This window comes from Micromonospora sp. CPCC 205539 (assembly GCF_036906815.1).
Classification (GTDB): Bacteria; Actinomycetota; Actinomycetes; order Mycobacteriales; family Micromonosporaceae; genus Micromonospora.
This window is the reverse complement of the sequence record NZ_JBAKHW010000023.1, coordinates 38659-65567: the sequence shown is the minus strand read 5'-3', so window position 1 is coordinate 65567 and position 26909 is coordinate 38659. Positions and strand designations below refer to the sequence as shown.

20 protein-coding genes are annotated in these 26909 nt (G+C 71.4%); 10 read left to right on the top strand and 10 right to left on the bottom strand.

What is annotated here, in order from left to right:
* The first annotated feature begins 52 nt into the window (after positions 1–52).
* From V6V47_RS20925 to V6V47_RS20915, 3 genes are all read left to right on the top strand, one after another.
* The gene (locus V6V47_RS20925; protein WP_334630001.1) at positions 53–2845 is read left to right on the top strand and encodes an immune inhibitor A domain-containing protein; all 2793 of its coding nucleotides are present in this window, start codon (positions 53–55) and stop codon (positions 2843–2845) included.
* A 446-nt stretch (positions 2846–3291) separates the two neighbouring features.
* Positions 3292–5718, top strand: coding sequence for an immune inhibitor A domain-containing protein (locus tag V6V47_RS20920; RefSeq protein WP_334630039.1), 2427 nt, complete (start codon positions 3292–3294; stop codon positions 5716–5718).
* Between the two features lie 170 nt (positions 5719–5888).
* Positions 5889–6821 carry an alpha/beta fold hydrolase gene (locus tag V6V47_RS20915; protein ID WP_334630000.1) on the top strand — a complete coding sequence of 311 codons (933 nt, stop codon included), beginning with the start codon at positions 5889–5891 and terminating at the stop codon, positions 6819–6821.
* Between the two features lie 15 nt (positions 6822–6836).
* Here the strand turns inward: V6V47_RS20915 and V6V47_RS20910 are convergent, their stop codons facing one another.
* Both V6V47_RS20910 and V6V47_RS20905 read right to left on the bottom strand, forming a co-directional pair.
* A complete protein-coding gene (locus V6V47_RS20910; RefSeq protein ID WP_334629999.1) occupies positions 6837–7202 on the bottom strand; it encodes a hypothetical protein in 366 nt (121 codons plus the stop codon).
* Positions 7199–10468 carry an SseB family protein gene (locus V6V47_RS20905; RefSeq protein ID WP_334629998.1) on the bottom strand — a complete coding sequence of 1090 codons (3270 nt, stop codon included), beginning with the start codon at positions 10466–10468 and terminating at the stop codon, positions 7199–7201. The genes V6V47_RS20910 and V6V47_RS20905 overlap by 4 nt, the downstream gene beginning before the upstream one ends.
* A gap of 152 nt (positions 10469–10620) precedes the next feature.
* Between V6V47_RS20905 and mycP the strand changes: the two genes are divergently transcribed.
* The gene (mycP, locus tag V6V47_RS20900) at positions 10621–11838 is read left to right on the top strand and encodes a type VII secretion-associated serine protease mycosin (RefSeq protein ID WP_334629997.1); all 1218 of its coding nucleotides are present in this window, start codon (positions 10621–10623) and stop codon (positions 11836–11838) included.
* A gap of 82 nt (positions 11839–11920) precedes the next feature.
* On the opposite strand, the gene V6V47_RS20895 is transcribed toward mycP, so the two are convergent.
* Together V6V47_RS20895 and V6V47_RS20890 are read right to left on the bottom strand one after the other, a co-directional pair.
* Positions 11921–12214, bottom strand: coding sequence for a WXG100 family type VII secretion target (locus tag V6V47_RS20895; protein ID WP_334629996.1), 294 nt, complete (start codon positions 12212–12214; stop codon positions 11921–11923).
* A 22-nt stretch (positions 12215–12236) separates the two neighbouring features.
* On the bottom strand, positions 12237–12557 hold the full coding sequence (locus V6V47_RS20890; RefSeq protein WP_334629995.1) for a WXG100 family type VII secretion target: 321 nt from the start codon (positions 12555–12557) through the stop codon (positions 12237–12239).
* 287 nt (positions 12558–12844) lie between these two features.
* On the opposite strand from V6V47_RS20890, the gene eccE reads away from it, so the two are divergent.
* The 4 genes from eccE (at position 12845) to rarD (ending at position 16680) form a co-directional block, all read left to right on the top strand.
* On the top strand, positions 12845–14761 hold the full coding sequence (eccE, locus tag V6V47_RS20885; protein WP_442934275.1) for a type VII secretion protein EccE: 1917 nt from the start codon (positions 12845–12847) through the stop codon (positions 14759–14761).
* A 63-nt stretch (positions 14762–14824) separates the two neighbouring features.
* Positions 14825–15211 (top strand): phage holin family protein, encoded by a 387-nt coding sequence (locus tag V6V47_RS20880; protein ID WP_334629994.1) that lies wholly within the window; start codon positions 14825–14827, stop codon positions 15209–15211.
* A 57-nt stretch (positions 15212–15268) separates the two neighbouring features.
* The gene (locus V6V47_RS20875) at positions 15269–15766 is read left to right on the top strand and encodes a GNAT family N-acetyltransferase (protein WP_334629993.1); all 498 of its coding nucleotides are present in this window, start codon (positions 15269–15271) and stop codon (positions 15764–15766) included.
* Positions 15763–16680 (top strand): EamA family transporter RarD, encoded by a 918-nt coding sequence (gene rarD / locus V6V47_RS20870; RefSeq protein WP_334629992.1) that lies wholly within the window; start codon positions 15763–15765, stop codon positions 16678–16680. The genes V6V47_RS20875 and rarD overlap by 4 nt, the downstream gene beginning before the upstream one ends.
* 131 nt (positions 16681–16811) lie before the next feature.
* Here rarD and V6V47_RS20865 read toward each other — a convergent pair whose 3' ends face one another.
* Both V6V47_RS20865 and V6V47_RS20860 read right to left on the bottom strand, forming a co-directional pair.
* On the bottom strand, positions 16812–17519 hold the full coding sequence (locus tag V6V47_RS20865; RefSeq protein ID WP_334629991.1) for an anti-sigma factor family protein: 708 nt from the start codon (positions 17517–17519) through the stop codon (positions 16812–16814).
* Positions 17516–18031 carry a sigma-70 family RNA polymerase sigma factor gene (locus tag V6V47_RS20860; RefSeq protein ID WP_334630037.1) on the bottom strand — a complete coding sequence of 172 codons (516 nt, stop codon included), beginning with the start codon at positions 18029–18031 and terminating at the stop codon, positions 17516–17518. The genes V6V47_RS20865 and V6V47_RS20860 overlap by 4 nt, the downstream gene beginning before the upstream one ends.
* A gap of 241 nt (positions 18032–18272) precedes the next feature.
* On the opposite strand from V6V47_RS20860, the gene V6V47_RS20855 reads away from it, so the two are divergent.
* The gene (locus tag V6V47_RS20855; protein ID WP_334629990.1) at positions 18273–20408 is read left to right on the top strand and encodes a PhoX family protein; all 2136 of its coding nucleotides are present in this window, start codon (positions 18273–18275) and stop codon (positions 20406–20408) included.
* A gap of 72 nt (positions 20409–20480) precedes the next feature.
* Here the strand turns inward: V6V47_RS20855 and V6V47_RS20850 are convergent, their stop codons facing one another.
* A complete protein-coding gene (locus V6V47_RS20850) occupies positions 20481–21263 on the bottom strand; it encodes an IclR family transcriptional regulator (protein ID WP_334629989.1) in 783 nt (260 codons plus the stop codon).
* 154 nt (positions 21264–21417) lie between these two features.
* On the opposite strand from V6V47_RS20850, the gene V6V47_RS20845 reads away from it, so the two are divergent.
* The gene (locus V6V47_RS20845; RefSeq protein ID WP_334629988.1) at positions 21418–22617 is read left to right on the top strand and encodes an MFS transporter; all 1200 of its coding nucleotides are present in this window, start codon (positions 21418–21420) and stop codon (positions 22615–22617) included.
* On the opposite strand, the gene V6V47_RS20840 is transcribed toward V6V47_RS20845, so the two are convergent.
* The 3 genes from V6V47_RS20840 to V6V47_RS20830 all read right to left on the bottom strand — a co-directional run bounded on the left by V6V47_RS20840 (position 22614) and on the right by V6V47_RS20830 (position 26875).
* Positions 22614–23699, bottom strand: a complete 1086-nt coding sequence (locus tag V6V47_RS20840) for a polyprenyl synthetase family protein (RefSeq protein ID WP_334629987.1) — start codon at positions 23697–23699, stop codon at positions 22614–22616. The two genes, V6V47_RS20845 and V6V47_RS20840, sit on opposite strands and share 4 nt — an antisense overlap.
* A gap of 90 nt (positions 23700–23789) precedes the next feature.
* Positions 23790–25343, bottom strand: a complete 1554-nt coding sequence (nuoN, locus tag V6V47_RS20835) for an NADH-quinone oxidoreductase subunit NuoN (RefSeq protein ID WP_334629986.1) — start codon at positions 25341–25343, stop codon at positions 23790–23792.
* Positions 25340–26875: an NADH-quinone oxidoreductase subunit M gene (locus V6V47_RS20830; RefSeq protein WP_334629985.1), complete on the bottom strand. Its 1536-nt coding sequence runs from the start codon at positions 26873–26875 to the stop codon at positions 25340–25342. Before V6V47_RS20830 ends, nuoN begins: the two co-directional genes overlap by 4 nt.
* Positions 26876–26909: the final 34 nt, after the last annotated feature.

The following is a 26909-nucleotide window of genomic DNA, read 5'->3' as shown; positions in this document are numbered from 1 at the left end:
TACATCCGGAATCGCCCGACTTCTTCCGCCCAGGCCCGAGAAACGGAGCGGCATGAACAGAACATCCCGACCGAGGTCGCGCCGACGACTACTCGTCGCGCTACCCGTCATCGCCCTCGCGGCCACGTCACTGACCGTGAGTGGCAGCGCGGCGGCCCAGTCGTCCACCATCCCCCGGGCGGCCATCGGGGCCGATGAGTACTACATCAACTATGCCGAGCCCGAGGTGCAGCCGGACACCACCGGCCGCGAGGTCAAGGGCAAGAGTGGCGTCTACACCCCCGCGGTCGACGACGCGCGAGCCTTCGATCAGAAGCACGCGCGGGGCAACCCGGTCACCGCGGCGCAGTTGTCCAAGATCGAAGCCAAGTCGCTCAAGACCGGCAAGAACCCCCGGAAGATCAAGCAGGCGCCGACCACCCAGACGGCGAAGCTGCTGACGCTGCTGGTGGAGTTCAACGACCAGGCGAACGACGACTTCACCGGTGTCATGGTCCCGAAGACGGTGTTCGAGGACCGGACCTGCGTTCCCGGCACCGTGCAGAACGGCCCGAAGCACAACAACATCGTGAACCCGGCGACCCTGCCCTACGAGGACAACAACTCGATGTGGGTTCCGGACTTCTCGCCGGCCCACTACGACAAGATGCTCTACAGCAAGAAGGGCATCACCGAGCGGGTCCGCAAGGACCTGCGAGACCTGAACGGCAGGCGGGGCATCGACCTGTCCGGCCGCACGATGCACAACATGTACCTGGAGATGTCCAAGGGCGCGTACACGGTCGCCGGGCAGGCCAGCCCGTGGATCAGCGTGCCGCACTCGGAGGGCTGGTACGCCGCCAACCGCTGCACCCAGGACGAGGACGGCAACTGGGTCCCCGGCCGGGAGCAGTCGATGAACGGCCACCCGGACAACCCGGCCGGCGCGGGCCGGCTGGCGACCGACGCGATCGACTCGCTCGCCGCGAAGGACCCCAACTTCCCCTGGGCCGACTACGACAAGGAAGACCAGGCTGACCGGGACGGCGACGGCAACGTCTTCGAGCCGGACGGCGTGATCGATCACCTCGTGCTGGTGCACGCCGGGCAGGGCAAGTCGCGCGGCGGCGGTGACCAGGGTGTGTACGCCGTCTGGGCGCACTCCTCCTCGGTCCCGGGTGGCTACAGCATCCCGGGCACCAACTTGAAGGTGTCGAACTACATCGTGCAGCCGGAGGACGCCGGCGTCGGCGTCTTCGCCCACGAGTTCGGTCACGACCTCGGCCTGCCGGACCTCTACGACACCTCCGGCAACGCCGACTCCGACGTCGACTTCTGGGACCTGATGGCCTCGGGCTCGCACTCCGGCGAGATCTTCCAGGCGCTGCCGACCCACATGGGCATCTGGGACAAGTGGGTGCTCGGCTGGGCCGACCCGCTCACCGTGGCCCCGGGCGCCCGTCCGCGCAACGTGGAGGTCGGGCAGTCGTCGCGTACCCCGGTCCGCACCGAGGACGGCATCAAGATCGACCTGCCGGACAAGGTGACCACGCTGGCCACGCCACACAGCGGCACGAAGATGTGGCACAGCAACAACGACCAGGAGTGGGCCGACGTCAAGTTGAGCCGTTCGGTCGACGTGCCTGCGGCGGCGGACGCGAAGTTCTGGATGTGGAACAACTACATCATCGAGGAGGACTGGGACTACGGCTTCGTCGAGTTGTCGACGAACGGCGGGACGTCCTGGACCGAGGCGAAGGTGTACGACGAGGCCGGCACCGTGGTCACCACGCCCGACGGCTACCCGGACCCGAACGGCCGGATGAACGACTTCGGCGGCAAGAAGTACGGCCTGACCGGCAGCACCGACGGCTGGCGGCACGACTACGTCGACCTGTCGGCGTACGCCGGGACCACGATCCAGCTGCGACTGCGTCTGGCCACCGACGAGGCGTTCGAGGAGCGCAACTGGTTCGCCGACGACTTCTCGGTCACCGGCGGCGGCGCCACCACGTGGACCGACGACGTCGAGGGCGACGCCAACGGCTGGACGGCCACCGGTGGCACCTGGGTGGACACCACCGGCGCGGGCTGGAAGGTCAGCGGCGGCACCGAGGTCCACGCGCAGTTCTACCTGGCCGAGTGGCGCAACTTCGACGGCTTCGACAAGGGCCTGAAGTACGCCTACGACACGATCTACTCGCACGAGGCGTGGAAGGTCGACCGGATCGCGTACAACGCGCCGGGCCTGCTGCTGTGGTATCGGGACACGGCGCTCGGCGACGTCAACCACGTCACCGGACAGATGACCGCGCTGCCCAGCTACGGCGCGAAGGGCGGGTTGCTCATCGTCGACTCGCACTTCGACCCGTTGCGGCGTACGGGCACGGCGGCTGAAAAGGACCCGTCGGTGACGGACAACCTGCCCAGCCGTCCGCAGTCGTCGAACGCGGCGTTCACGCTGCACCCGACGTACCCCTTCACGGAGTGCCTGGAGGCGGCCGGCGAGCCGTACAGCGCGTACTGCACGAAGTTCCGGTCGCAGCCGGCGGTGAAGACCTTCACCGACGCCAAGACCTGGTACCCGGGCATCGAGATGCGGGACGGCGCGGCGTACTCCCGGGACAACGACGCCTCGGTGGTGGTGCCGTCGCGGAACAACGCGCCGTACACCACCCGGGTCACCCACCCGGACGGCAGCCCGGCGCCGGAGTTCTACGGCGTGGAGCTGGGCGGCGGCGCGATCGTGCTGGGCACCGGCAACCCCGGTGACCAGGGCGTCAACTACGGCGTCTCGCTGACCATCAAGCGGGCCGCACGGGACAACACGTCGGCCACGGTGTACGTCACCTCGGCGCGGCCCTGACCCGAGCAGGTCCGTCGTCGGAGGAGAACAACGGGCGGCCCGTCCGGAGCACCACGCTCCGGGCGGGCCGTCCCGCGTTCGGGGCAATCGACGAGTGAACGGTGTACCAACATTTCGGCGGTACGCCCTCAACCTGCCGGCCCGACATCGCCGGTCGCGGTCACCGTCAAGAGGTCGGAACGCCAGGAAAATTTGATCGAAATATGTCACTGGCCAACGAACCCGACCGATCCATCCAGGTCAGCGTGGCTGATGAACGCCCAGGGTGTGACGGTGAAAAGCGTTCCCAACAAAATATTGCAACAAATCAACGTGAGTGTCTTCCCACCCGTCCCGGCAGTGTCTATGTTCACCATTGGTCCCCCTAGTGGGATCGATCTCTCCCGGCCTGTCACCCCGCTGGGCCGGTTCCCTCACACCGGAGGTACCACGTGCGCAAAGTCGCAGTGGGTCTGCTCGGGCTCTCACTGACGGCGACAGGCCTGGCTTTCGGCCCGTCCGCCTCGGCGGCGCCTCAGCCCAAACTGCCGGCTGCAGCTCAGGCCGCCGAGCCGCAGTCACTGAAGGATGAGCTCCCCGACAAGCTCGAGGACAAGCGTCGCGCGCTGCGTGAGCAGGGTCTCAGCGACGTGTTGAGTGGGCGCAGCAAGCCCATCGAGCGCAACGGCAGCAAGGTCGTCAAGGTCGGCCAGGTCGGCAAGACCAGCGAGTCGGGCGCCAACGCCCGCTCCGCCGGCGCTCAGGCCAAGGACCAGTACGTCGAGCTCGAGCGTGAGCGGACCGACAAGATCTTCGTGATCCTGGCCGAGTTCGGCGACCAGCGGCACCCGTCCTACCCGGACAAGGACATGAACCCGGACATCGCCGGGCCGACGACCTTCAGCGGGCCGCTGCACAACCAGATCCCGCAGCCCAACCGTGTTGTGGACAACTCCACCGTCTGGCAGCCGGACTTCAGCCCGGAGCACTTCCGTCAGCTGTACTTCGGCACCAACCCGGGCGACGAGTCGCTGAAGCAGTACTACGAGGCCCAGTCCTCCGGCCGTTACACGGTCGACGGTCAGGTCACCGACTGGGTCAAGGTTCCATACAACGAGGCCCGCTACGGTCGCTCCGACGACCCGAAGGCCGACGACGACCCGACCGGCGACCCCGCGGTCTGCGGCGACAACGTCTGCTCGAACACCTGGGCGCTGATCCGCGACGCCGCCAACCAGTGGGTCGCCGACCAGAAGGCCAAGGGCCGGACGGACGCGCAGATCGCCGAGGAGATGCGGTCCTACGACCAGTGGGACCGGTTCGACTTCGACGGTGACGGCGACTTCAACGAGTCGGACGGCTACATCGACCACTTCCAGATCGTCCACTCCGGCGGCGACCAGGCCGACGGTGACCCGCACCAGGGTGAGGACGCCATCTGGAGCCACCGCTGGTCGGCGTACAACAGCTCGCCGGTGGGCCCGCCGAACTTCCCGATCGGTGGCACCCAGATCGGCACCACCGGCGTCTGGATCCGCGACTACACGATCCAGCCGGAAAACGGCGGCCGCAGCGTCTTCTACCACGAGTACGGCCACGACCTGGGCCTGCCGGACGACTACGGCCCCGCGGACAACAACAACGAGCACTGGACCCTGATGGCCCAGAGCCGGCTCGGTGCCAAGAACGACGCCGGCATCGGCGACCGTGGTGGCGACCTGGGTGCATGGAACAAGCTCCAGCTCGGCTGGCTCGACTACGAGGTGGTCGTGGCGGGGCAGAAGCGCACGCTGGACCTCGGCCCGCAGGAGTACAACTCGGACAAGGCACAGGCGGCCGTTGTAGTGCTGCCGCCGCGGGAGTACACCTTCAACTACGGCGCACCGTTCGAAGGTTCGAAGCAGTACTTCTCCGGCAACGAGGACGACCTCAACCAGACCATGACGAGGACGTTCGACCTGACCGGCAAGTCCTCGGCGGCGCTGTCGCTGAAGGGCAAGTACGCGATCGAAGAGGGTTACGACTACCTCTACTTCGAGGGCTCGATCGACGGTGGCCAGACCTGGATCGACCTGGACGGCACGGTCAACGGTGAGCCGATCGGTGTCGATGGCGCCGACCGCCCGGCCCTGGACGGCACCAGCAACGGCGCGTGGGCGGACATCAACATCCCGCTGACCGCGCTCGCTGGCAAGTCGGCGCAGGTCCGCCTGCACTACGTCACCGACGGTGGCGTTTCCGAGGGCGGTTTCTTCGGTGACGCGATCACCGTGACGGCCGACGGTCAGACCGTGTTCAGTGACGGCGCCGAGACCGACGCCGGCTGGGCGCTCGACGGTTGGTCGGTCGTCGGTGCGACCTACAGCCGGCTGTTCGACAACTACTACATCGCCGGCAACCGGTCGTACGTCTCGTACGACAAGTACCTGAAGACGGGCCCGTACTTCTTCGGGTACGCGAACACCCGCCCGGACTACGTGGATCACTACGCGTACCAGGAGGGCCTGCTCATCTCGTACTGGAACACCCGCTGGACGGACAACAACACCGCGCCGGCGTCGGCCACCAACCCGGGTGGTCACCCGGGTGAGGGTCGCAACCTGTACATCGACGCGCACCCGCGCCCGATCTACAACCTGACCGGGGCCGCCTGGCGTGCCCGCGTCCAGGTCTACGACGCGCCGTTCAGCCTCAAGAAGGCCGACTCGTTCACGCTGCACCTCAACAGCCAGCCGCAGTACATCCGCGGTCAGGCTGCGGAGCCGCTGTTCGACGACACCAAGCAGTACTGGTACGCGGAGCTGCCGAACCACGGCGTCAAGCTCCCCGCGACCGGTGTCAAGGTCAAGGTCCTGGAGCAGGACGGCACCTCGCTGAAGATCAAGATTTCCTAGTTCCACAAGCGGTAACAGCGGCAACGCCCGGGCAGGTCATCTGCCCGGGCGTTGCCCTTTAGCGGCCCCCGACCAGTGACCCTCGGGTCGGTAGGGGACAACCCGGGCTTCTCCCTGTTCAACGCGACCACCAGGGCCAGCCGGAACAACCGGGGCCCTAGGCTGGGCGCATGACCGAGCAGCGCGGCGGAGCCGTCGACGAGTCCTGCGTCCTCACCGAGGGGCCGTGGACGCATCGTTTCGTCGGCGCCAACGGCACCCGGTTTCACGTGGTCGAGGCCGGCACCGGCCCGATGGTGCTCTTCCTGCACGGCTTCCCCGAGCACTGGTGGGCGTGGCACCAGATGCTGCCGGCCGTCGCCGACGCCGGGTTCCGCGCGGTCGCCGTGGACCTGCGCGGCTACGGCGCCAGCGACAAACCACCCCGGGGGTACGACGGCTACACCCTCGCCGCCGACATGGCCGGGCTGATCCGTGCGCTCGGCGAACGGTCGGCGACGCTGGTCGGCAGCGGTGTCGGTGGCATGGTCGCCTGGACGGTGGCCTCGTTCCACCCAACCCTGGTCCGCCGGCTCGTGGTGCTGGGAGCGCCGCACCCGCTGCGGTTACGCGCCGCTATCTTCGCCGACCCGCGCGGGCAGTTCGCCGCCTCCACACCGGCGCTGAAGTTCCAAATCCCCCGCTACGAACACGTGCTGACCCGGGACCGCGCGGCGCCTGTGGCCGAGATCCTGCAGCGCTGGGGTGGGCCACGCTGGGTCGCCAGCCCGGCCTTCGAGGCGTACGCCGACCGGTGCCGGGACGCGATGCGCATTCCGCAGGCCGCGTTCTGCGCACTCGAGGGGTACCGCTGGGCGTTCCGTTCGGCGCTGCGGCTGCACGGCTACCGTTTCGTTCGACTGATGCAGAAGCCCCTGGTCACCCCGACCCTCCAACTGCACGGCGCGTTGGACGTCGCCGCCCTGCCGCGTACCGCCCAGGGCTCCGGTCGGTACGTCGCCGCTCCGTACGAATGGCGGCTGCTCGACGAGGTGGGGCACTTCCCGCATCTGGAGGCACCGGACCTGGTGCTCGGCGAGATCCTGCGCTGGGCCAAGTCCTGATTCAGGCGAGACCGCTCAGACCCGCTGCTCCCGCAGGTCGGTGACCTCGGCTGCCGGCGCCCAGCCCTGGTAGACGCCGAAATCGAAGACCTCCAGTCGCATCGCCTCGGCGACGGGCCAGCGGCCACCCGTGTACTCCACCCGCAGCCAGGCGTCGTGCTCACCGAGCACGATGAACGGCTGCCCCTTCCAGGTGCAGGTCGTCCGCACGTACGTCAGGTCCTCGATCTCGCTCACCGGCAACACCCGCACGTACCGGCCGGTGCGGAGCTCCTCGAAGCCCTCGCCCGGCTCTGGCTGATACAGCCGGATGTCATCGCCGTCCGGGCTGGCCTGGTACTCCCGGCCCTGCCAGCGGGCCACGTAGCCGTCCCGCATCACGCCTCACCGACCCGTCGCCACAGCAGCGTGTCCGTGTCGAGCACCGCGACCACCCGTTCGGTGCCGTCGGCGCCGACCCGCCACAGCTGCGCGCCGTGCGGCAGACGCGCGCTGTCCACTTTGAACTCTGCGACCACATCACTGCTCTCGCCCGGGGCGAAGCCGTTGCCCCGGAACGGTGGACGCTCGATGACCCAGCCCTCCATGGCCCGCATCGCCGGCTCGTTCTGACCCCCGTACGGAATCCGGTAGAGACTCGGCCGGTGCGCCGGCCAGCGCAGCACGTAGATCTCCTCGGCGTCCCGGGCGAACGGCGAATCCGGGTAGCTGAGCCCGAGCGCGTCGTACAACTGGGCCGGCGTGGTCAGGTGGGCCAACTCGCCCGCCCGGTGCACGAAGCCGGAGACCCGGTCGTACCCGCGCTCCAGGTAGTACGCGAGTTGGCTGGGCGCGATCGCCTTCTGCATCACCGTCGGCTGAGCCGGATCGACCGCCGTCGGGGCGTAGCGGGGGCGAGCGGTGGGCTCCGCCTCTGCCGGTGCCTCCTCCGGGTCCACCTCCAGGTCGTCGCCGAGCCCCACCTCGGCAGCCCAGTTGGCCAGGGCGACGATCTGCTCGCCGGGCAGCTTGGCGCCGACGGGAGTGCCCGGGTTGACCGCGAAGGACCAGTCCTCGTCCGGCCAGCGCCGGATCAGTTGGGCGAACTTCACCCCGACCGTGTCGACGTCGCCTTCAACGTGGTCGGCGAGGCGCTCGGGCGACGTGTAGACCACCACGTACGTCTCGCCGTCCAACTGACCCGTACGCCAGACGAAGCCCGAGTCGCCGGGCCGGCTGCCGCGCACCGAGTCCGGAGCTGCCGGCAGCAGGACCCGGGCCAGCAGCAGCGTGGACAGGAACGTGTCCGTGCTGCCGGCGCCAGCAGCACCGAGCAGGTCCTCCTCGACCGTGTTGGCCGGCTGAAAGTCGACCGGCACAGCGGTTGGCCCGTGCTGCCCGTCGCCGCCTGCCGACGCACGCGGGCCGTCACCGTAGGCCTGAACGCCCTGCCCGTCGTCCCTGGCCTGAACGCGCTGGCCGTCGTCGCTGGCCTGAACGCGCTGGCCGTCGGCGCTGGTGTCGGCGCGCGTCGCCGCTGGGCCGCTGCCCGTCGCGGGTCGTGCCGACTGCCCGTCGTAGTCGTCGAACGATGCGCGACCGACGTCACCACCGGTCCGATCCGCGTCGTCCACACGGCCCGGCCAGAGGCCAGTGCCACCGCGATCGCCACCGTCCGGATCCCCGGCGAGGTCGTTGGTGCGCGCGCCGCTCACGTCCCCGGCCACCGGACTCGACGACGCCTGGTCGAACGGGCTCGAACCGGACGGGCTCGAACCAAAGGCAATCGCCTCGGGCGGACTCGGGTCGGACGGGACCGAACCGAAAAGGCTCGGGCCGGACGGTCCCGCCGCACGGGGAGGGCTCGGGTCGGGCGTGCGCCGGTCGGCCGGGCCCGGATCGGACGTGCTCGGATCGGACGTGCTCGGATCGGACGTGCTCGGATCGGACGTGCTCGGATCGGACGATGCCGGCGCGAACGACGGCGGGCCGAACGACGGCGGGCCAAACGACGGCGGGCCAAAAGATGCCGGCTCGAACGCCGATGGACCGAATGCCGATGGGCCGAACGTCGGCGGGGCGACGGGCTCCGGGCCGGGTCGCCGAGCCGCGTCGCCCGGGCCGGGACCCTCGGCCGGATCGGTGAGGTCGCGGGACTCGATGATGGTGCCCTCGATGACGATGGGCGTGAAGCCACGGCGCGGCGCGGGAGGGCCGGAGACCGGCTCCGCCAAGGACGCTGGCAACTCCTCCGCCGGCTCGAATCGACGTGGCTCGCCCGGTCGACCACGCGGTATCGCCTGCGTCGGTTCCGCACCGAGATCGGTCCACCCGGCCCGGGTCTGGAGTGGCTCGCCGGTGGCCGGACCGGGCACCCGGAAGGCGCGGGTGGGCTCCTCGGCCAGCGGATTCGGTGGGCGTGGTCGCAAGGGCTGGGTGGGCAGGTCGCCCATCGCCGGTGCTCGTGCCCCTGAAGGAGCGCCCGGGTCGACGGGCGGCGGCCGCAGCGGCCGGGTGGCGTCCGGATCCGGCATCGGGAAGGGCCGGGCCGCATTCTCGCCCGGTGCGTCGGCCGGACGGCGACGCGGGAAGGGCTGGCCGCCCCGCCCGAGCCGGGATGGCGGTGCCGCGCGATCGCCGGGCCGCCCCGCGCCGGAGGCCGGGCCGGATGCCGGTTCGAAGAAGGAGCGCCGGCCCCCCTGCGCACTGCCGTCGCCGGCAGCCGGGGCGTCGACATCGGCGGCCGGCCGCTTCGCGGGTGGCCAGACCGTGCCGAGGCTCGGGCGGTCGGCCGGAACGACACCCGGCTGATCGGCGGATGCCAGTGGCGCGTACCGGGATGCGGTGGGCCAGCCCGGCGAAGCTGTGGGCCGGCCCGGCGAGGCTGCGGGCCCGGTGCCCGGCCCGCCTCGGCGGGGCGGGCCGGTCGGGAAGCGCTGCCCGGCGGCGGGCATGTCCTCTCCGCCGGACGGGCGCAACAACTCGCCGAGGCCGGGTTGCCGGGGCGACGCGTCCGCGGTCGACGGGCCAGGTTGCCGGGGCGACGCGTCCGCGGTCGACGGGCCAGGCTGACGGGGCGAGGCGTCCGAGGTCGACGGGCCGGCCACCCGGGGCGCCGAGCCGCGCGGCGAGGGGCGCCCCGGCAGAGTGACTGTCGGGTCGGGCCCGGGCGACGGCGACCCCGAGGAGGGCGGGGCGTCCCGGCCGGCCGTACCGGACCGGCTCCGGGCCAGGGTCTCGGCCCGCTCCAGCCGGGCGCGGGCTCCCAGGGCGCGGCCCGGCAACCGGACGTCGCCCCGGGAGAGTTGCGAGACGAACCAGGCGGGCAGGTATCCCTCGACGGGCAGCCCCGGGTTGACCGCGAGCCACCACTCGTGGTTGGGCCAGCCGACCGCGAGGTCGGTGAACGGGACGCGTCGGCTGGTGCCGGCGTGGTCGCCGAGGCAGGCCCGCAGTGCGGCGGTGGAGGTGAAGGCCAGCACGTGGGTGCGGCCACCGGTGGTCCAGGTGCCCCAGCCGGGCGACGCCTGACCGGGTAGGGCCGGCGTGGAGACCGGCAACAGCAGATCGGAGCGGGACAGGAGTCGGAAGTAGAGCTCCTGATCGTTGGCGCGCAGCGCGTCCCGCATCGCCACCTCGGCCTCCGTGGCCGGCTCCCATTCGGTCACGGCCACCTCCCCTTCCGAGAACAGGCCACAGGTATCGCGTACAACCTACAAGGTGGTAACAAGATCACAATGGCTGGCCGGCGGCGGTCTGCCGGGACGCGGTTGAGGCGATAACATCCCGTCTCGGAGCCGACACGATACGGAGGCTGTCGATGTCTCGGTCGATTGTGCGCCCCGTCCTCGCAGGTCTGGCGGCCATCCTTTTGACCGGCCCGGTGGCTCCGCCCGCCGGTGCCGCGCTCCGGTCGGCACCCGCCTGCGCGACTCCACTCGCCCCTGTCCGCCCCGTCGCGGCCCTGCCCTGGCCGCAACAGCGGTACGACCCCGCACGGCTCGCGCCGCTGGCCTCGGGTGCCGGGGTGACGGTGGCGGTGGTCGACTCCGGTGTCGACCGGGTGCACCCCCAGCTGGCCGGACGGGTGCTGGACGGCACCGACCTGCTCGACCCCGGCGGGGACGGCAGCCGGGACTGCGCCGGCCATGGCACTGGTGTGGCGAGCATCATCGCGGCGGAACTCCGACCCGGCGTCGCCTTTCACGGGCTGGCGCCCGGTGTCCGGATCCTGCCGGTGCGGGTGAGCGAGCAGCAGGTGGTGCAGGGGCGGGAGTCGGGGCGGACGGTCAGCGCCGCCGAGTTCGCCCAGGCCATCCGCTGGGCCGTGGACCACGACGCGGATGTGGTGAACCTCTCCGTGGTGCTCTACGCCGACGATCCAGACGTGCGCTCGGCGGTGCGGTACGCGGTCGACCGGAACGTGGTGTTGGTGGCCGCCGCCGGCAACCTGCACGACAGCGGTGACCCGCGCCCGTTCCCCGCCGCGTACGACGGGGTGCTCGGGGTGGGTGCGATCGGGGCGGACGGCACGCGGGCGTCCTTCTCCCAGATCGGCCCGTACGTCGACCTGGTCGCACCGGGCAGCGAGGTGCTGACCGCCGCGCCCGGTCAGGGTCACCATCGGGTCGAAGGGACCAGCTACGCGACGCCGTTCGTGGCCGCCACCGCGGCTCTGCTGCGCCAGTACCGGCCCGAGTTGACCGCCGCCCAGGTGGCGGAACGGATCATCGCTACCGCCGACCCGGCACCGGGTGTCGGCCACGGCGGCGGGTATGGCGCTGGCGTGCTCAACCCGTACCGCGCGGTCACCGAGACCGGCTCCGGCGGGCCCGCCGGCACTCGGGTCGTTGCGGCGCTCGCCGACGATCGGGCCGACCCTGCGCTGGTCGCCCGCCAGGCTCGCCGGGCGACGGCCCGGGACCGGGCCCTGCTGGTGGGCGTGGTGATCGGCACGACGGCGGTCGCCGTGGTGGTGCTCGCGCTGGTGCTGCCCCGCGGCACGCGCCGACGCTGGCGCCCGGCCGACCCGGCCTGACCCTGCCCCGCCTTGTTGCGCCCCGACCTGCCCCGGCCGGGGCACCGACCCGGACACGGTCAGCGCTCCCGGCCGACCGGGCTCACTGGAACAGCCCGGTGTTCTTCTTTTCGGTGTCCAGATAGTCGGCGGCGGAGTCGTCCACCGCCAACTTGATGTCGCGCAGCATCGCTTGTAGGTCCTGCGAGGCGGACCGCCAGCGCGCCTGGCGCTGCTCATACGCCTGCTTGGCGTCGCCAGTCCAGCTTGCCACCAGCGGTGCGGCGTCCCGTTCGAGTTGCCCGAGCTGCGAGTCGAGCGTGTTTAGCGCCTTCTGAATATCCGCACCAGCCTGCTGCAGCGCCGCGAAGTTGACGACGAGCACACCGTGGTCCATCGGATCTCCCTCCCGAGCAAGGTCAGAGCGGTAGCTGGATGCCGCCGCGGTTGGTGCCGGCCACCCGGCTGGCCGCCTCGTCGTCCGAGACGTCGTACTGTCGGCCGGCGGAGCGGACCGCGCCAGCGGTCTCCCGCAGCGCCCGGTGCAACGCGGCCTGGTCCTGCGACCACTGCTGCTTGACCTGCTCGAACGAACGCCCACCGGCGCCCCGCCAGGCCTGCTGCAACACCTCCAACTCGGCCAACAGGCCGGTCAACATGGACTGCAGGGACTGATCCACCTGCTCGAACTTCGCGGCTGTCTGCTGCATCACCGCGGCTTCTGCCTGGGTCTGGGACACCCGGACGTCACCTCGTCCCCTCGATCGTGACTGGCCGTCGACGCGCCCGCCCTGGGAGCGCGCAGTTCGCGTGGCCCGGTCGTCGAGCTCGGATAACGCGGGTCAGCGAAGAACTCCGTGGCTGACGGTAGCGGCCCGGTAGCCGTTCTGCTACCCCCCGCACATCCCCTGTGGACAACCACGACAGCCATCGGTCGCTTACGATGTGCCGCAGTCACGTCGCGGCGCGTGACGGGCCGCTGGGCGACCGCTCGCCACGGCACATCCAGCAGGGTCGAGGAGGCGCGGTGCCGGCGATCACCACCGGAGGACCGCAGCCGCCGCCCCCGGTCGGGCCCGCGTCCGGCGCAAGGGGCGGGCCACCGGCGACCTATGTCGGCCCGGCCGGCACCGACCCGGGTCCTCCCCAGCCGGACGGGCCGCGGCGCCTGTCGCCCGCCACCCGCTGGGCATCGCTGGCCCGACGTCCGTGTGCCGGGATACGCGCTGGTCAGCTGGTCACCGCGCAGGTGGCGGTGGCGCTCGCCCTGGCCGCTCTGGGCCGGGGCGCGCCGGCCACCGCCGCGGCCCTGCTGGTAGCGGTGCTGCTGGTGGCGGCGGCCTGGGGGCGGGTCCAGGGCCGTTGGCTCTTCGAGTGGCTGGGCACCGCGGTGGGGCACCTGACCCGCCGCCGGGCGCTGGCCGGGCCAACCGGCCCCGCCGACCTGCTCGACCTGGTCGCCCCGGGCGCGGTGGTCCGGTCGACGGAGTTGTCCGGTGGCCCGGCCGCCGTCCTGGAGGACACCGCCGGCATGGTGGCGCTGCTGGAGCTCGGCGACCCCGGCGATCTGCTCGGCGACGCGTCCCGGGCGATCCCCGCACCGGCCGCGCTGCTGCCCCCGGCCGGCCCGGACGTTCCGCCCCTGCGCATCCAGCTACTGCTGGCTGGCACTCCGGCACCGGTCCCGGCGGCGGGCGGCACGGTCGGCACGTCGTACCGGCAACTCACCGATGGGCGGCTGGCCGGACGGGAGCGGGCCGTGCTGGCGGTCCGGGTCCTGCGGGTGGACGGCTGGTCCGAGGAGGACCTGCGCCGGGTGCTCGCGGGCACGCTGCGCCGAATCGTCCGCCGGCTCGGGCCGCTGACCGCGCGGCCGCTCGGCGTCCCCGCGGCGCTTGCCGTCGTGGGCGAGCTGGCCCACCACGACGGCAATCCGGTACGGGAGTCCTGGCCCGTGCTCCGCTCCGGCGGTCTGGTCCAGGCCACCTTCCGACTGGTCCGCTGGCCGGACGCGCGGGGTGTGGCTGCTCGCCGGTTGGTGCCCCGCCTGCTGGCGCTGCCGGCGACCGCGACGACGGTGTCGATCTGCGCGGGCCCGTCGACGGCCACCGGGGGCACGGAGGTGCCGACCGACCTGACCGTACGCCTGGCCGCCACGACGATGGCCGAGCTGACGACGGTCGCCGAGACGCTGGACCGGCTGGTGGGCGGTCTGGGCGGGGAGCTGCGCCGGCTCGACGGTGCGCACCTCGACGGGCTGGCCAGCACGCTGCCGCTGGCGCTCGCCGCTCCCGGGGCGCAGGCCCAGCCGGCGCTGGCCGATTGGGAGCTGACCCTGGGCGAGGCGGGGATGATGGTCGGCGCGAACCGGCACGGCGGCGCGGTCACCGTTCGGCTGTTCCGGCCGGAGAGCACCCGGGTGCTGCTGGTGGGCGGTGTGCGCGCCGCCCAACTGGTGGCGCTCCGCGCGATGGCGCTCGGCGCCCTGGTCGTGGTGCAGACCGCGCGGCCGCGCGCCTGGGAGCCGTTCGTGCGGGGTGTGGGCGCACCGGGTGGGACGATTCCGTTGATCCCGCCGGGCCGGCGGGTCGCCGACGGGTTGGGCACCGCGCTGCGTCCGTTGCTGGTGGTGGTGGACGCCGGGCCGATGCCGGCCGAGGCCGAGCCGGGGCCGCCGTGGCGGGCCACCCTGGTGGTCCGGGACGAGCTGACGCCGGCCGACGTGGACGCGCTGAGCCGGGCCGATCTGGCGGTGCTGCAACCACTGGGTTCCACAGAGGCCGCCCTGGCGGGCGCCGCGCTGGGGTTGGGCGGCTCGGCCGAGTGGCTGACCCGGATCCGGGACGACATGGTGGCCGTGGTGAACCGGCGGGCGCTGCGCTGGGCGCTGCTCTCCCCCACGCCGATCGAGTCGCAGCTCATCGGCCGGCCGTCACGCGGCTGAGCCGGCGGATATTCGTCGATCGCCGGGTTCCGCCGGTGGTCGGTCCGTGGCACGATCCCCGCCATGGGTTTCCTGAAAGGGCTGCTGATTCGGCTGGCCACCACGGCGCTGGCCTTTTGGCTGGCCACACTGCTCATCCCCGGCATCACGCTGGAGTCGACCTCGGCCATCCAGACGGTCACCACGTTGATTTTGGTGGCGGCCATCTTCGGCGTGGTGAACGCGGTGCTCCAGCCGATCATCAAGACCGTCGGCTGTGGTTTCTACCTGCTGACTCTGGGCCTCATCGCGCTGGTGGTGAACGGGCTGTTGTTCCTGCTCACCAGCTGGATCGCCGACCAGGCCGACCTGCCGTTCTCGGTGGACGGTTTCTGGCCGGCCGCCGTGCTGGGCGCCCTCTTCGTGAGCATCGTGACCTGGGTCCTCGGTGCCCTGCTCGACCGGGACTGACCAGACTTCGGGAATTGGCTCGGCTCGGGGCCGGCCGGGACGGCTAGCGTCGCGAGGGTGTTCGCACTGACTCGCGCCGACGGCCACCTGCTCAGCACCGATCCCGCCCGGCTCGACCTGGCCCGGGTGCACCATTGGTTGTCCACCGACGCGTACTGGGCGCTCGGGCGGGACCGGGAGACGGTCGCCCGGGCGTTCGCCGGCTCGCTGCCGTTCGGCGTCTACCGGCCCGGGGACGGCCGCCAGGTGGCGGTCGCCCGGGCGGTGACCGACCGTGCCACCTTCGCCTGGCTCTGCGACGTGTACGTGGACCGCTCCGCCCGAGGTGACGGGCTGGGCGGCTGGCTGGCCGGCGCGGTCCGCGACCACCTGGCCGAGCTGGGCGTACGCCGGATCCTGCTGGCCACCAACGACGCGCACGAGGTGTACGCGAGGGTGGGCTTCGGGCCGCTCGAGCACCCGGAGCGCTGGATGAACCTCGATCGGCGACCGCCGGTGACCCCGCTCACCGGAAAGGAACAGGGCGGCGACTCACCCCTTACGGTAGGGGCGTGACGTCACTCCGCCTGGGATACCTCTACGGCTTCGTCGCGTACCTGCTCTGGGGTTTCTTCCCGCTCTACCTCAGGCTGCTGCGACCGGCCGGCCCGATGGAGATCCTGGCCCACCGGATCATCTGGTCGGTGGTCTTCGTGGCACTGCTGCTGGCCGCCCTGCGCAACATCGGCTTCCTCCGGGCGCTGCTGCGCCGGCCACGCACGCTGGCCGGGATCGCCGTCGCAGCCGCCCTCATCGCGGTCAACTGGGGCACCTACATCTACGGGGTGAACTCCGACCGGGTGGTGGAGACCGCGCTCGGCTACTTCATCAATCCGCTGGTGGTGGTGCTCCTCGGGGTGACGGTGCTGGGTGAGCGGCTGCGTCCGGCGCAGTGGGCGGCGCTGGGCATCGGCGCGTCGGCGGTCGCCGTGCTCACCGTGGACTACGGCCGGCTGCCCTGGCTCGCACTGACCCTCGCCTTCAGCTTCGGTGGCTACGGCCTGGTCAAGAAGCGGCTCGGGCTGCCCGCCGCCGAGGGGCTCTTCGTCGAGTCGGCGGTGCTGGCGCTGCCCGCACTGGGCTACCTGGCCTGGCTGACCCGGCGTGCCGAGTCGACCTTCGGGCACGTCTCCGCCGGGCACACCGCGCTGCTGGTGCTGGCCGGTGTGGCCACCGCGATCCCGCTGCTGCTCTTCGCCGGGGCCGCGAACCGGCTGCCACTGACCAGCCTCGGCATGATCCAGTACCTGGCACCGATCCTCCAGCTCGGCTGCGGTGTGCTGATCTTCCACGAGCCGATGCCGCCGGCTCGCCTCGCCGGCTTCGCGCTGGTCTGGCTGGCCCTCGTCGTCTTCACCGCCGACGCCCTCCGCCAGTCCCACCAGTCCCGCCGTGCCGCCCGCATCTCCGACCTCGCCTCGTCGATCTAGGGCGTATCACCGCGAGTTGATCTCTGATCACGACGTTTCGCCCTAGATCGACGAGGCGCGGGCGCGGATCGCGGGCGCGGGGCGCGGGGCGCGGGCGCCGGAGCGCGGGCGCGGGGCGCGGAGCGCGGGGGTCAGGGGACCGCGAAGGTCAGGATCGGCGTGCCGTCGGCACGTTGAAGTTCCACGCTGACCAGTTCCGCGTCGGTGAACCGGGTGGCGCCGGTGAAGCGGAGGTCGTCCCCGGGCGCGGCCAGCCAGGAGCCGACCTGCTCGGTGGCGCCGTTCGGGCCCTTCGCCACCAGCCGGAACGGGTACGCCTTGCCGTAGCTCGTCCGTGGGTCGTACCCGCAGTGCATGGTCACTTCGGTGCCCCAGTCGGTGCCGGTCAGGCCGATCTCGGCGTGCACCGGCCCGGCGGTGGCTACCGGTCGCATGGCGACCATCGACACCTGCGGCCCCGGCGAATCGGCGACGCGCGGGGTGCCCGGCGTGCCGCGGAGCACGGTGGCCGTGCCGGCGCCGACCACCAGTGCCAGCGCGGCGGCGACCAGCCCGGTCAGGGCGTACCGCCGGCGGATGGCCCAGCGTTCGCGGCGCCGGCGGGTGCGGGCCGCCTCGAGCAGCGCGGGCACCCGGGGTGGCGCCGGCGGCGGCAGGAACTGCTCCAGCCCTGCCGGGTCGAGGCGGCCGAGCAGCCCTGGCAGGACGGCGATCTCGGCGACCGCCTCCCGGCAGGAGGCGCAGCCGGCGAGGTGCCGCTCATAGGCCGCCCGCTCGGCGGGGGCCAGGGCACCCAGCACGTACGCGCCATCGTCGTGCGCGAACTCGCACTGGGTCATCCCGTCACTCCCATCTCGGCCAGGACCAACCGTAGTGAGCGCAGCGCGTAGTGGGTGCGGGACTTGACGGTTCCCGGTGGTACGCCCAGCCGGGACGCCGCTTCGGCCACCGACCGTCCCTGGTAGAAGCACTCGACCAGCACTTCACGGTGGGTCGGGCTGAGCCGGTTCAGGGCCTCGGCGACCGTCCACGCCTCCACGGCACGCTCGGCCTCGTCGACCACATCCGGCGGCTCGGGCAGTTCGTCGGTGAACACCTCGCCGACCCGGGTGGACCGCCGCCGCCAGGCGTCGATGGCCAGGTTGCGGGCGGTGGTGAAGAGCCAGGCCCGGACCGAGCCGCGCCGCGGGTCGAGCGACTCCGGGTGTCGCCAGGCCCGCAGCAGGGTCTCCTGCACCAGGTCCTCGGCCCGCTGCCGATCCCCGTTGACCAGCCGCAGGGCGTGCGCGTACAGCGCCTCCGCGTGCTCGTCGTGCAGCGCGCGCAGCAGTTGAGCGTCATAGTCGCTGATGGCGGTCTCCTCGCTTCCGGCGCGCGTCCGGCGGTGCGTCCGCTCGGGAATACGTGCGGTCACGCCGAACGGTTCAGACCGAGGTCAGCCGGGTTACGCGCGACCGCCACCGGCTGAGGTTGTTCACGCCTGGTTCACGTCAGGGCCGACGACCGCTCACCACGTCCTCCTAGCGTCCGGCAGGTACGCCCGGCGAACCGACGATCCCGCGCGCCACCGATCCGCACAGGAGGCTCCTTTCATGAGCGACCGCCCCCGGCTGCTCCCGCTGCTGAACACCACCCGCCATGGCACCCGTGACGCCATGACCTGCCTGTACCGCTGTGGAAACGCCTGCGACCACCCGGTCCCGAACACCTCCGACAACGCGTACTTCGGAGACGTGGTGAACGCGGAGGTCTCCCGGCGGGGCGTGGTGCGGGCCGGCGCGGTCGGCGCGCTCGTCCTCGGCTTCGGTGGTGCGGCGGCCGGCGCGCTGGCCGGCGCGGCTCCGGCCCTGGCCGCCCCCGGCACCCCGGAGGTCCCGGACGTACCCGAGGCCTTCGCCTTCGGCCGTCCCAGCACCGGTGTCGGCAGCGGCGCGCTGAGCTTCAAGCCGATCCCGCCGAACAAGCTGGACGCCCTGGTCGTGCCCAACGGGTACGACAACGCCGTGGTGATCAAGTGGGGCGACCCGGTCGTACCGGGCGCGCCGGAGTTCAACCTGCACGGCCAGACCGCCGCCGCGCAGTCCAAGCAGTTCGGCTACAACAACGACTTCGTGGGCGTGCTGCCGCTGGACAAGCGGGGCAACCGGGCGCTGCTCGTGGTCAACCACGAGTACACCAACGAGGACCTGATGTTCCCGGGCTTCCCGGGCCTGGACGGCCTCTCGGTGGAGCAGCTGCGCACCGCGATGGCCGCGCACGGCATGTCGGTGGTGGAGTTGGAGCGGGTCGCCGGCACCGGGCAGTGGAAGCCGGTCGACCACGGCCGCCGGCCGTACAACCGGCGGGTCACCGCGCTGAGCACCAAGTTCGACCTGACCGGCCCGGCCGCCGGCTCGGCCTGGCTGAAGACCGCCGCCGACCCCAAGGGCCGGACGGTCATCGGCACGCTGAACAACTGCTCCGGTGGCGTGACGCCGTGGGGCACCGTGCTCTCCGGTGAGGAGAACTTCAACCAGTACTTCGTCGGCGCCGACGCCGCCCCGGCGGAGCTGAAGCCGAAGTTCGATCGCTACGGCATCACCACCACCGCTCGCTACCCCAGCGGCAGCCGCAAGTGGGAGCGGGCGGACGAGCGGTTCGACCTGGCGAAGCACCCGAACGAGGCGCACCGGTTCGGCTGGGTCGTGGAGATCGACCCGTTCGACCCGGAGAGCCGCCCGCGCAAGCACACCGCGATGGGCCGGGTCAAGCACGAGGGTGCGAACGTGATCGTGGCCAAGGACGGCCACGTGGTCGCGTACATGGGCGACGACGAGCGCTTCGACTACCTGTACAAGTTCGTCTCGGACAAGAAGTTCATGCCGGGGAACTCGTGGGTGGCCCGCAAGCACAACCTGACCCTGCTGGAGTCCGGCACGCTCTACGTGGCGCAGCTCGACCAGACCAGCGCCGGTGAGATCGACGGCTCGGGCAAGGTCCCCACCGACGGCGCGTTCAACGGCCGGGGCCGCTGGATCAAGCTGGTCAGTGGCAACCGCTCGTACGTGGATGGGATGACCGCCGCCGACGTGCTCACCTTCACCCGGCTCGCCGGTGACAAGGTCGGCGCGACCAAGATGGACCGCCCGGAGGACGTCGAGCCGAGCCTGCTCACCGGCAAGGTGTACGTGGCGTTGACCAACAACACCAACCGGGGTGTCGGCAGCAACCCGAAGGCGGACGAGGCCAACCCGCGGAACGCCAACAAGCACGGGCAGATCCTGGAGCTCGTCGAGGACCGGGGCGACAACACCGGCGAGACGTTCGCCTGGTCACTGCCGATCGTCTGCGGCGACCCGACCGACCCGTCGACGTTCTTCTCCGGGTACGACAAGACCAAGGTCTCCGCGATCTCCTGCCCGGACAACGTCGCCTTCGACGCCACCGGCAACCTGTGGATCTCCACCGACGGCAACGCGCTGGGCAGCAACGACGGCCTCTTCGCCGTCGCCGTGGAGGGCCCGGAGCGGGGTCACCTCAAGCAGTTCCTGACCGTGCCGCTGGGCGCGGAGACCTGCGGCCCGTTCATCACCGGCGACAACCGCTCGGTCTTCGTCGCCGTGCAGCACCCGGGTGAGATCACCGGCGCGTCGGTGGAGAACCCGGCCTCCAACTGGCCGGACGGCGACTACGCGAAGCCGGGCGTGGTGGTCACCTGGCGCCTGGACGGCGGCCCGGTGGGCAGCTGACGTTGCTCCGGCGGTCCGGCGCTGGACCGCCACGAGAGGCCCTCCCCCCGCCTGGGGGAGGGCCTCTCGGCGTCAGTGGTCGGCGGCGATGCTGTCGGCGACGGTGCGGGCCACCGTGAGCAGCTTGGCCCGGACGACCCGCGCCGAGGTCATCATCTCGCTGGCCGGCAGCGCACAGGCCAGCACGACCCGGCGTTCCATGTCCTTGTCCGGTGTGACCAGCACCGCCGCGCAGGCCACCCCTTGGCGGAACTGCCCCATCTCCAGCTGCATCCCGCGCCGGTCCCCGGCGGCCAGGTCGGCCTCGAACGTCTCGGTGGTCGTGAGCGTGGCCGTGGTGAACGCGCGCATGCCGTACTCCCGCAGGTAGCGGAAGCGTTGTTCGGCGGTGAGGGTGGCGAGCAGGGCCTTGCCGAGGGCGGTGGCGTGGGCCCCCTCGTCGAAGCCGGGGACCAGATCCTCCAGGTACGGCGAGCGGTGCCCCTCGGCGACCGCTGTGATGGCCACCTGACCGCCGACGAAGCGGCCCAGGTAGTGGCTGTAGCCGGTGTCCACAGCAGCCCGGCGTAGGGTCTCTCCGACCGCCGGCGGACCGCGGAACGCGGTCACCAGCTCGCGGTAGCGGTCGGCGATCTCCAACCCCACGATGTACGTGCCGTCCTCCCGACGGATCACGTAGCCCTCGTACGCCAGTGTGCGCACCAGGTGGTAGGTGGTGGCCACGGTCAGCTCGCACCGCCGGGCGATCTGCTTGACGGTCAGGCCCTTCGGGGCACGACCGACCGACTCCAGGACCCGCAGAGCGCGGGACACGCTGCGGATCAGGTCGGAAGGTTCTGCCAAGGGGTCGCGCACAACCACCTCCGCCGCCGGGGACTTACACCATATGAAAAACAGGCCCGGTGCGATATGCCTGTTCGGGTCGAGGATGCCAGATCGGTATCCACAGGTTGTACTCCGCTGGTTACCGGGAGTGCTCTGAGTACGACTCGCGTAGGTTTGCCGGACGATGACCGACACCGCCCTCACCTCCGCCCCGGACACCGCCCGGACCCACCCGGTCCGGGTCAGCGCCGGTGCCATCGCCACGACCATCGCCTGCGTCCTGCCCGTCTTCCTCCTCGGCGGTCTCGCCGTGCAGATGGGCGCGGACCTCGACTTCTCCCCGGCCGGCCTGGGCCTGGCCGTCTCCGTCTACTTCGGCGTCAGCGCGCTGGCCTCGATGCCCTCCGGCCGCCTGGTGGAGCGCTACGGGCCGGCTGTGGCGGCCCGCTGCGGCATCCTGCTGGCCGCCGGCTCGATGCTGGCCGTGGCGGGCCTCGCCCGGTCGTACCCGGTGCTCGTCGGGCTACTGGCGCTCAGCGCCACCGCGAACGCCCTCGGCCAACTGGCCAGCAACGTCGCGCTGGCCCGACAGGTGCCGGCGCACCGGCAAGGGCTGTCGTTCGGCGTCAAGCAGGCCGCCATCCCGGTCTCCACCCTGCTGGCCGGGGCGGCGGTGCCCACGATCGCGCTCACCGCAGGGTGGCGCTGGGCGTTCGTGGCCGCCGCCGTGGCGGCACTGGCGACGCTGCCGGCCGTACCCCGTCAGGAGCCCGGGCAGGCCCGCCGGAGTGGCGCCGCGCGCGCGGGCCGGGCCACCGGAGCTCTGGTGGTGATCGGTGCGGCGGCGACGCTGGCCTCGGGCGCGGCCAACGCGCTCGGCACCTTCCTGGTGGACTCGGCGGTCGGTCGAGGCCTGTCACCGGGAGTCGCCGGCCTCACCCTGACCCTGGGCAGCGCGGTCTGCGTGCTCGCCCGGGTGGGCGCGGGTTGGCTGGCCGACCGCCGCGCGAGCGGCCACATCGCGCTCATCGCGGCGATGCTGGTGATCGGCGCGGCCGGGCTGGGCCTGCTCGCCTTCGCCGGCACGGCGCCGCTGGTCGCCGGCGTACTGCTCGGCTTCGGCCTGGGCTGGGCCTGGCCCGGGCTGGTGAACTTCGCGGTGGTCCGGCTGCACCCGCAGGCACCGGCCGCCGCCACCTCGATCACCCAGACCGGGGTGTACGCGGGCGGCTGCCTCGGCCCGCTGAGCCTCGGCCCGCTCGCCGCCCACCTCGGCTACCCCGCAATGTGGTCCACGGCCGCAGTGTCCATGCTGCTCGCCGCCGCCCTCATGCTCGTCGGCAGCCGCCTGCTGACCCGGACCGCCAGCGGGAGCGCGGCTTAGCTGGTGCGGTCGGCGATGTAGTCGCAGAGCGACTCGAGAGCGCTGCGGGACGGCCCGGCCGGGAGCGGGGCGAGCTGGGCCCGCGCCTCCTCGGCGTAGCTGCGCACCGTCTCACGGGCCCGCTTGAGTGCCGGGCTCTCCCGGAGCAGCCCCAGCGCCTCGGCGTGCAGCGCGTCATCGGTGAGCGGGCCGGTGGCCAGGATCTCGCGCAGTCGCACCGAGGCCGCGTCGGAGTCGTCCGCCGCGCGGGCGTAGAGCACCGGCAACGTCGGAACGCCCTCGCGCAGATCCGTGCCCGGCGTCTTGCCCGACTGCAGCGACTCGGAGGCGATGTCCAGCAGATCGTCGGAGAGTTGGAAGGCGACGCCGATCGTCTCCCCGTACCCGGCCAGCGCCTCGACGTGCTCGGTGGACGCGCCACTGAACATGCCGCCGAAACGGGCGGACGTGGCGATCAGCGAGCCGGTCTTCTCGGCGATCACGTGCAGGTAGTGCGCGACCGGGTCGTCGTCGACCCGCGGGCCGACGGTCTCCGCGATCTGACCGTGCACCAGCCGGGCGAAGGTGCGCGCCTGCAACCGGACCGCCTCGGTGCCCAGGTCGGCTGCGATGTCGGCAGCCCGGGCGAAGAGGTAGTCACCGACCAGGATGGCGACCGAGTTGGTCCAGCGGGAGTTCGCGCTCGGCGCACCCCGGCGAACGGCCGCCTCGTCCATCACGTCGTCGTGGTAGAGCGTGGCCAGGTGAGTGAGCTCCATCACCACGGCCGCCGGAACCACCTGCGGGTTGGTGGGGTCGCCGAACTGGGCCCCCAACGCCACCAGCAGCGGGCGGAACCGCTTCCCGCCGGCCTCGACGAGGTGCCGGGCGGCCTCGGTGACGAACGGGTCGGCGCTGGTCGCACTGGACAGCAACTCGACCTCGACCGCGTCCAGCAGGCCCAGTACGGATGCCTCGACGCGGGGATCGGCGAGATGGAGGCCGAGCGCGCCGAACTGACTCGTGCTCGCCCGACCCCGGCGACCGCCGGAGCCGGTGGCACCTGAACGCTCGCCAGCCGGAATCACCACGCTATCAACCATGCCACACCCGTTCGACCTCCTACGGGCCGGGGATACGCAGCGGGGGCCGGCACGCTGACGCGTGCCGTCCCCCGGTCGTCGAGCCACAGATCAGCGCACGAATTCGGCTGCTCCCGCGGCCAGGTCGAGCAGCGGCGCCGGGGCCACACCCAGCAACAGAGTGGCCAGCACACCGATCGCCAGCGCGGCCGAGGTGAGCCCGCCGGGCACGGTCACGGTCGGAGTGGACTCACCCGGCTCGGAGAGCCACATCATCACCACGACCCGCAGGTACGGGAAGGCCAGCACCATGCTGGTCAGCACGCCGGCGATCACGAGCCAGGTCTGGCCGCCCTCCAGCGCCGGACCGAAGATCGCGAACTTGCTGGTGAAACCGCTGGTCAGCGGAATACCGGCGAACGCCAGCAGGATGAAGGTGAACAGCCCGGCGTAGAACGGCGAGCGCCGGCCCAGCCCGGCCCAGCGGGACAGGTGGGTGGCCTCCCCGTCCTCGTCCCGGACCAGGGTCACCACCGCGAACGCGGCCAGCACCGAGAAGCCGTACGCGACCAGGTAGAACATCGTGCCGGAGAGCCCGTCCTTGCCCGGCGACAGCACACCGACCAGCAGGTAGCCGGCGTTGGCGATCGACGAGTACGCGAGCAGCCGCTTGATGTCGGTCTGGGTGACCGCGAGCACCGCACCGACCAGCATGGTCAGCACCGCGATCGCGCCGAGCACCGGGGTGAAGTCCCAGGCGGCAGCGGCGAACGCCACGTGGAAGACCCGCAGCAGCGCACCGAACGCGGCGACCTTGGTGCAGGCGGCCATGAAGCCGGTGACCGGGGTCGGCGCGCCCTGGTAGACGTCCGGCGTCCAGACGTGGAACGGGGCCGCTGCGGCCTTGAAGAGCAGGCCGATGGCGAGCAGCGCCATGCCGGCGAAGAGCAGCACCGGGCTGGCCGGCGAGTCGGTCACCGCCGCGTTGATGGTGGCGAAGTCGACCCCGGCCCCGCGGCCCGGGATGCCGGAGGTGAAGCCGTAGATCAGGGCCACACCGAACAGGAAGAACGCCGACGCGTACGCGCCGAGCAGGAAGTACTTCATCGCCGCCTCCTGGCTCAGCAGCCGCCGGCGACGAGCCAGCGCGCAGAGCAGGTACAGCGGCAGGGAGAAGACCTCGAGCGCGATGAACATGGTCAGCAGGTCGTTCGCCGCCACGAAGATCAGCATGCCGCCGATCGCGAACGTGGTGAGCGGGTAGACCTCGGTGAGGCCGTTGCGCCCCTCGGCCTGCCGCCGGTCGTCGGCCGACTCGGCGGTCACGGCGGCCTGGCCGACGAACGCCCCACCCCGCTCCACCGAACGCTCACCGATCAGCAGCAGCGCCATCGCGGCCAGCACCAGGATCGCGCCCTGGAGGAAGAGCGTGGGCCCGTCCACCGCGATGGCCTGACCGGCCGTGAGGATCCGGTCGTCGGCGTTGCGGACCACCATGGTCAGCGCGGCGACCACGGCCAGCAGGGACAGCGTCAGCTGCACCACGTGCCGCCGACGTCGGGGCACGAACGCTTCGACCAGCACGCCGAGCAGCGCCGTACCCAACATGATCAGGATCGGGGCGAGCGCCGCGTAGTCAAGCGACGGCAGTTTGAACTCGGTCACTTTGCCGCCTCCTGGACGGTGCCGCCCACCGACGGGGCGGGGTCGGTCCTGCCGATGTCGTCCATGGTCGCCTGGACGGCAGGGTTGATCACGTCAGTGACCGGCTTGGGGTAGAAGCCGAGCAGCACGATCAGCGCGATCAGTGGGGCGACCACGACCTTCTCGCGCAGGTTGAGGTCCCGACGCATCCCGTCGACCTCGGTCAGCGCCGGGTTGAGCGTGCCCTGGGTGGTGCGCTGCACCATCCACAGCACGTACGCGGCGGCCAGGATGATGCCGAGCGTGGCGATGACCGCGACCGGCTTGTTCACCGTGAAGGTGCCGATCAGCACCAGGAACTCGGAGATGAAGGGTGCGGTTCCGGGTAGCGCGAGCGACGCGAGACCGGCGAAGAAGAGCACCCCGGCGAGCACCGGAACCAGCTTGCCGGCGCCGCCGAAGTCGCTGATCAGCGCCGAGCCGCGCCGGGAGATCAGCATGCCCACCACCAGGAACAGCAGGCCGGTGGCCAGCCCGTGGTTGAGCATGTAGAGCACCGCGCCGGTGCCGGCCTGGGTGGTGAAGGCGAAGATGCCCACTCCGATGAAGCCGAAGTGCGCGATCGAGGTGTACGACACCAGCCGCTTGAGGTCGTTCTGCCCGACCGCCAGCAGCGCGGCGTAGACGATGCCGATCACGCCCAGCGCCAGGGCCCACGGCGCGAACCACTTGGACGCCTCGGGGAACAGCGGCAGGCAGTAACGCAGGATGCCGAACGTGCCGACCTTGTCCAGTACACCGACCAGCAGCGCGGCGGCACCCGCCGGTGCGGCGCCACCGGCGTCCGGCAGCCACGTGTGGAACGGGAAGAACGGCGCCTTGATGGCGAACGCGAGGAAGAAGCCGAGGAACAGCCACCGCTCGGTGCCGGTGCTGATGTCCACCTGCGACAGCGCCTGCCAGTCGAAGGTCTTGCCGCCGACCACCCACAGCCCGATCACGGCGGCCAGCATGAACAGGCCGCCGACGAGCGAGTAGAGGAAGAACTTCACGGCCGCGTACTGCCTCTGGTGGCCGCCGTAGCTGCCGATCAGGAAGTACATCGGCACGAGCATGACTTCGAAGAACACGTAGAACAGGAAGACGTCGGCGGCCGCGAAGACGCCGATCATCGTGCACTCGAGGACCAGCAGCAGCGCGAAGTAGACCGGCACCGACCGCTTCGACGACTCCGCGTCGTGCCAGGACGCCAGGATCACCAGCGGCACCAGCACCGCGATCAGCATCAGCATCACCAGCGCGATGCCGTCCGCCGCGAAGGTGAAGCTGACGCCCCAGTTCGGGATCCACGAGTACGACTCGCGGAACTGGAACCGGTCACCGCCGACCTTGAAGCTGACCCACATCACCACCGAGAGCACGAGCACCAGCAGCGACCAGACGAACGCCACCTGCTTGGCCAGCTCCGGCCGGTGACGCGGCAGGAAGGCCACCACCAGGGCGCCCACCAGCGGCGCCACGGTGAGCACCGAGAGGAACGGGAAGTTGGACATTATGCGGCCTTACCTCCGTCGTGGATGCGTGGTC